General features: G+C 69.8%; 5 protein-coding genes. All 5 read right to left on the reverse strand.

Annotated elements, in window-relative coordinates; genetic code table 11:
- Positions 1-68 precede the first annotated feature (68 nt).
- The gene (gene cydD, locus RT323_RS15785; protein ID WP_313410146.1) at positions 69-1,664 is read right to left on the reverse strand and encodes a thiol reductant ABC exporter subunit CydD; all 1,596 of its coding nucleotides are present in this window, start codon (positions 1,662-1,664) and stop codon (positions 69-71) included.
- Positions 1,665-1,672: 8 nt separating this feature from the next.
- Positions 1,673-2,677 (reverse strand): cytochrome d ubiquinol oxidase subunit II, encoded by a 1,005-nt coding sequence (gene cydB / locus RT323_RS15790; protein WP_313410147.1) that lies wholly within the window; start codon positions 2,675-2,677, stop codon positions 1,673-1,675.
- A gap of 10 nt (positions 2,678-2,687) precedes the next feature.
- The gene (locus RT323_RS15795; protein WP_313410149.1) at positions 2,688-4,118 is read right to left on the reverse strand and encodes a cytochrome ubiquinol oxidase subunit I; all 1,431 of its coding nucleotides are present in this window, start codon (positions 4,116-4,118) and stop codon (positions 2,688-2,690) included.
- Between the two features lie 49 nt (positions 4,119-4,167).
- On the reverse strand, positions 4,168-4,593 hold the full coding sequence (locus tag RT323_RS15800) for a thioesterase family protein (protein WP_313410150.1): 426 nt from the start codon (positions 4,591-4,593) through the stop codon (positions 4,168-4,170).
- On the reverse strand, positions 4,590-5,651 hold a 1,062-nt coding region (locus RT323_RS15805), incomplete at its 5' end, for an AAA family ATPase (protein ID WP_313410152.1). The genes RT323_RS15800 and RT323_RS15805, both read right to left, overlap by 4 nt.

The raw sequence follows: 5,651 nt of genomic DNA on the forward strand, positions 1-5,651 counted from the left end.
GGCGGCCAGCTGGGCCAGCACGCCCAGCGTCAGGCCGAGGGCGAGACGGCTCCGGCGGGGGTAGGCGCTCATGCGGCGACCTCGACGATCCGGTCGGCGGCCGCGACCGAGTCCGGTCGGTGCGAGACGACGACGACCGTGGCGCCCGAGGCGCGCAGGGTCCGCAGGACCGTCGCCTCGTGGACGGCGTCGAGCCCAGCCGTCGGCTCGTCCAGCAACACGAGCCACGCGGCACCGCAGCGCAGGCGCAGCAGCGCCCGGGCGACGGCCAGTCGCCGCCGCTCTCCCGCGGAGAGGTCCGTCGTGCCCTCACGGACCACGCGCCGCAGGTCCAGGTCGAGGCCCGCGTCGTCCGCGGCCGCCGCGATCTGGGCGTCGGTGGCCGCCTGTTGACCGAGGGCGATGTTCGCGGCCACGGTGCCCGCGACCAGGTGCGGGGTCTGCGGCACCCACGCCACGGACTCGCGCCACGCCACGACGTCGATGTCGCGCAGAGGCGTGCCCCCGACGGAGACCTCGCCGGAGTCCAGCTGCTCGAACCCGAGCAGGACGTCCAGCAACGTGGACTTCCCGCCGCCGGAGGGACCGACGATCGCGACGAACTCCCCCGGTTCGACGTGCAGGTCGTCGAGGGACAGCGAGACGGCCGTCCGGCCGGGATGGGTGAGCCGGGCATCGCGCACGGTCAGGGGCGCCGGCCCGGAAGGCGGTGCCAGCGTGCCGGTGTGGCGGTCGTGCTCCAGCAGGTCGAGCAGGTCCGTGGTCGCCGCCGCGCCCTCGGTGCTGTCGTGGAACATCGTGCCCACCTGGCGCACCGGGAGGTACGCCTCCGGCGCGAGCAGCAGCACGAACATCGCCGAGCGCAGGTCGAGGTTCCCGTCGACGACGCGCAGGCCGACGCTGACCGCCACGAGCGCGGTCGAGATCGTCGCGATCAGCTCCAGCACGAGCGAGGAGAGGAACGCCAGCCCGAGGGCACGCATCGACTCGATGCGGTGCCGGGTGCCGACCTCGCGGATCCCCCGCTCCTGGCGGCGCCCGAAGACCTTGAGCACGACCAGCCCGTCCAGCACGTCGCTGAAGTGCCGCGACAGCCGCTCCATCTGCGCCCACCGGCGCTCGACGCGGTCGCGGGTCAGCAGGCCGACGAGGGCCATGAAGACGCCGATCAGCGGGAGCGTGATCGCGATGATGACGGCGGACATCAGGTCGGCGAACCCGATGACGACGATGACGGCCGCGGGCACGATCACGGCCAGCCCCAGCTGCGGAAGGAAGCGCCCGACGTAGCCGTCGAAGGCGTCCATCCCGGGTCCCAGCAGGGCGACGAGCCGCCCACTGGAGGGACGGGGTCCCACCCGCCGCGGGTCGAGCAGGTCGCCGACGACCTCGGCGCGCAGCTCGGCCTTCACCCGGATGGCGGCGCGCTCGCTGACGACCCCGTGCGCCCACGCGACGAGGGCCCGGACGCCGAACGCCACCGCGATGGCGACCGGGAACAGCAGCACCTCGTCGCCGTCGAACCGGCGGGACACGACCTCGGCCACGCACCACGCGACGACGATGACCAGCACCGCCGTCGCGACGCCGAGGAGCACCGACCACACCAGGTGGGTGCGGACGGTGCTCGAACGGCGGACCAGCCGGGGGTCCAGGGGCCTCATGGATGCTCCTAGTGCAGGGCGGCGGGGATGTTGTTCACGCCGATCCGCTTGCGGAACACCCAGTACGACCACGCCTGGTAGCCGATGACGATCGGGGTGAAGCACGCCGCGACCCACGTCATGATCCGCAGCGTGTACGGCGTCGAGGACGCGTTCTCGGTCGTCAGGTTGAACGCCGCGTCGGTGGACGAGGGCATGACGTCGGGGAACAGCGCCAGGAACAGCATCGCGACGACGGCCGCGATCGCCACGGCGGTGCCGACGAACGCCCAGCCGTCCCGCTCGCGCAGGCTGGCCGCCAGTCCGCCCAGGAAGGCGACCGCGGCCACCGCCCCGGCGACCCAGACGGCCAGGTCGCCCTGGACCACGCCGGTCCACCCGATGAACAGCACGGCCAGCACGGCGGCGACTCCACCGACCTTCTGGGCGAACGCGTGGGCACGGTCACGGATGTCGCCGACGGTCTTGAGGGCGATGAACACGGCGCCGTGGACCAGGAAGACGGTCAGCGTCAGCAGGCCGCCCAGCAGCGCGTACGGGTTGAGCAGGTTGAAGAACCCGCCGGTGTACTCGAAGTCGGCGTCGATCGGCACCCCGCGCACGATGTTCGCGAACGCGATGCCCCACAGCAGCGCCGGCAGGAAGGAGCCGACGATGATCGCCCAGTCCCAGCGGTCACGCCAGGCCTGGTCGTCGCGCTTGCCCCGGTACTCGAACGCGACGCCACGGATGATGAGCGCGACCAAGATGATGAACAGCGGCAGGTAGAACCCGCTGAACAAGGTGGCGTACCACTCGGGGAACGCGGCGAACATCGCGCCGCCGCCGACCAGCAGCCAGACCTCGTTGCCGTCCCACAGCGGTCCGATCGTGTTGATCAGGACGCGGCGCTCGCGCTCGTCCTTGGCCAGCAGGCCGACGAGCATGCCCACACCGAAGTCGAACCCCTCGAGGACGAAGTAGCCGACGAACAGGAAGGCGATCAGGATGAACCAGATGGTGGTGAGTTCCATGACGTTCTCCTCAGTACGCGAACGCCAGCGGGGCGTCGGAATCGTCGTGCGGCTGGGGCGGGTTCGCCTCCGGCAGTCCCTTGCGGATGAAGGTCAGCAGCAGCTTGACCTCGATGACGGCCAGCACGCCGTACAGCAGCGTGAAGCCCAGCATCGACGTCCAGACCTGCGCGCCCGAGACCGAGGGCGAGACGCCGGCGGCGGTGGGCATGAGACCGAACACGACCCAGGGCTGGCGGCCCATCTCGGTGAAGATCCAGCCGAACGAGTTGGCGAACAGCGGCATGAACGGCAGCAGCAGGGACGCTCGCAGCAGCCAGCGGGTCGTCGCCGTGCCCGGCGTGGGGACGCGGCCCCGGCGCAGCGCCCACAGGATCCACAGCGAGATGCCGATGGCCGCGAAGCCCAGGCCCATCATCAGGCGGAAGCTCCAGTAGGTGATGGGGATGTTCGGGGCGAAGTCGGTGATGCCGGTGTCGGCGTAGGTCTTCGCGTACTCCTCGTTGAGTGAGTTGATCCCCCGCACCCCGCCGTCGAACCCGCCCGTGGCCAGCTGCGAGAGCAGGCCAGGGATCTCGACGCTGAACACCGGACGCGAGCCGTCGAGCGTGCCGATCGTCAGCACCGAGAACGGCGCCCTCGTCTCGGCGTCCTCGTACAGACCCTCGGCGGCGGCCATCTTCATGGGCTGGACCTCGGTCATGATCTTGCCCTGGATGTCGCCCGTGATGATGACGCCCAGGCCGGCGACGAGGAGGGTCACCGCACCGAGCCGGGCCGCGTTGCGGAACGCCTGCACGTCCTCCTCGCGGCGACGGATCAGGAACCACATCGAGACGGCGGCCACGAACGCGCCGCCGACCATGAACGCCGCGAACAGGGTGTGCGGCACGGTGATCAGCGTGACCTTGTTGGTCAGCACGGCCATGAAGTCGACCAGCTCGGCGCGGCCGCGCTCCTCGTTCATCCGGAACCCGACCGGGTTCTGCATGAACGAGTTGGCCGCGAGGATGAAGTAGGCCGACAGCGCGGTGCCGATCGCCGCGATCCAGATCGTCATGAGGTGCAGGCCGGGCTTGAGCCGGTCCCAGCCGAAGATCCACAGGCCCAGGAACGTCGACTCGAGGAAGAAGGCGAGCAGCCCCTCGATCGCCAGCGGAGCGCCGAAGATGTCGCCGACGAAGCGCGAGTAGTCGCTCCAGTTCATCCCGAACTGGAACTCCTGCACGATGCCCGTGACGACGCCCATCGCGAAGTTGATCAGGAAGAGCTTGCCGAAGAAGCGGGTCACCCGCAGCCATCGCTCGTCGCCAGTGCGCCACCAGAACGTCTGCATGATCGCCACGAGGAACGCCATGCTGATCGTCATGGGCACGAACAGGAAGTGATAGACGGTCGTGATGCCGAATTGCCATCGCGCCAGGTCGAGTGCAGTGTCCACGATGTGGATCGTAGGCACGCGAAGGGTCAGGAAACGGACACGGTGTCAGTTAAGTGGCGGAGATCACCAAGGGCTCGAGAACGGCCCTGATCTCGGCGGGCACAGGCGTCACCTTGCGGTCCTCCCCCGTGACGTAGACGTGCACGAACCGCCCGATCGCGGCCGGCTCGGGGTCGTCGCCCTGGTAGAGCCCGATCTCGTAGACGACGCTGGAGCTGCCCAGCTTCGTGACCGACAGCCCGGCCACGACGTCGAGCGGGAACCGCAGCTCGCGCAGGAACCGGCAGGAGGTCTCGGCGACGATGCCATAGGCCGGGAGGCGGCGGATGTCGCTGCGGGTCTCGCGCATGAGGAAGCCGTTCACGGCGGTGTCGAAGTACGAGTAGTACTTGACGTTGTTGACGTGCCCGTAGACGTCCTCGTCCTCCCAGCGGGTCGAGATCGTGTACGTGGCCGGCTGGTCCTGCAGCTTCACGCGGACTCCTCCTCGCGCAGGCGCTGGCTGATGACGGCCGAGACGCCGTCGCCGCGCATCGTGACGCCGTAGAGGGCGTCGCAGACCTCCATCGTGCGCTTCTGGTGGGTGATGACGATGAGCTGGGAGTTGGCGCGCAGCTCCTCGTAGATCTCCAGCAGGCGCCCCAGGTTCGTGTCGTCGAGCGCGGCCTCGACCTCGTCGAGGATGTAGAACGGGCTGGGCCGGGCCTTGAACAGCGAGACCAGGAAGGCCACCGCGACCAGCGAGCGCTCGCCGCCGGACAGCAGCGAGAGCCGCTTGACCTTCTTGCCCGGCGGGCGCGCCTCGACGTCGATGCCGGTCGAGAGCATGTCGGACGGGTCGGTCAGGATCAGTCGTCCCTCGCCGCCGGGGAACAGCCGCGAGAAGACGTCGTTGAACTCGCGCTCGACGTCGGTCCAGGCCTCGGTGAAGACCTGCTCGACCTTGGCGTCCACGTCCGCGACGATCTCGAGCAGGTCCTCGCGCGTCTTCCTGAGGTCGTCGAGCTGCTCGGACAGGAACTGGTGGCGCTCCTCGAGCGCCGAGAACTCCTCGAGGGCGAGCGGATTGACCTTGCCCAGCATCGACAGCTCGCGCTCGGCGGTCCTGAGCCGCTTGCTCTGCTCGGCGCGGTCGAACGGGATCGGCTCGATCTCGCCGGAGTCGTCCGTCTGGCCCTCGAGGCCGATCGGGATGACCAGCTGGTCGGGTCCGTACTCGGCGACCAGGGTGTCGGCCTGGATGCCCAGCTCCTCGAGCGCGCGCTCCTCGAGACCCTCGAGCCGCAGCCGCAGCTGGGCACGAGCCATCTCGTCCTTGTGCACCGACTGGGTCAGGCCCTCGAGGTCGGTGGTCAGCTGGCGCACGGTGCTGCGGGCCTGCTTGAGCCGCTCCTCGCGGTCGGCGCGCGACTGCTGGATCTGGATGCGGGCCTCGGTGGCGGCCGCGAGCGACTGCTCGAGCCGCGCCATGGTGACCTCGGCGGCCTGCAGGACCGCGGTGGCGACCTCGGCCTCGCGGCGCCGGCGCTCGGC

Source organism: Aeromicrobium sp. (assembly GCF_032084975.1).
Classification (GTDB): Bacteria; Actinomycetota; Actinomycetes; order Propionibacteriales; family Nocardioidaceae; genus Aeromicrobium.

Excerpts from the sequence above, each read along its gene's own strand:
- cydB (WP_313410147.1), bottom strand. The coding sequence starts at position 2,677 with ATGGAACTCACCACCATCTGGTTCATCCTGATCGCCTTCCTGTTCGTC.
- cydD (WP_313410146.1), bottom strand. The coding sequence starts at position 1,664 with ATGAGGCCCCTGGACCCCCGGCTGGTCCGCCGTTCGAGCACCGTCCGC.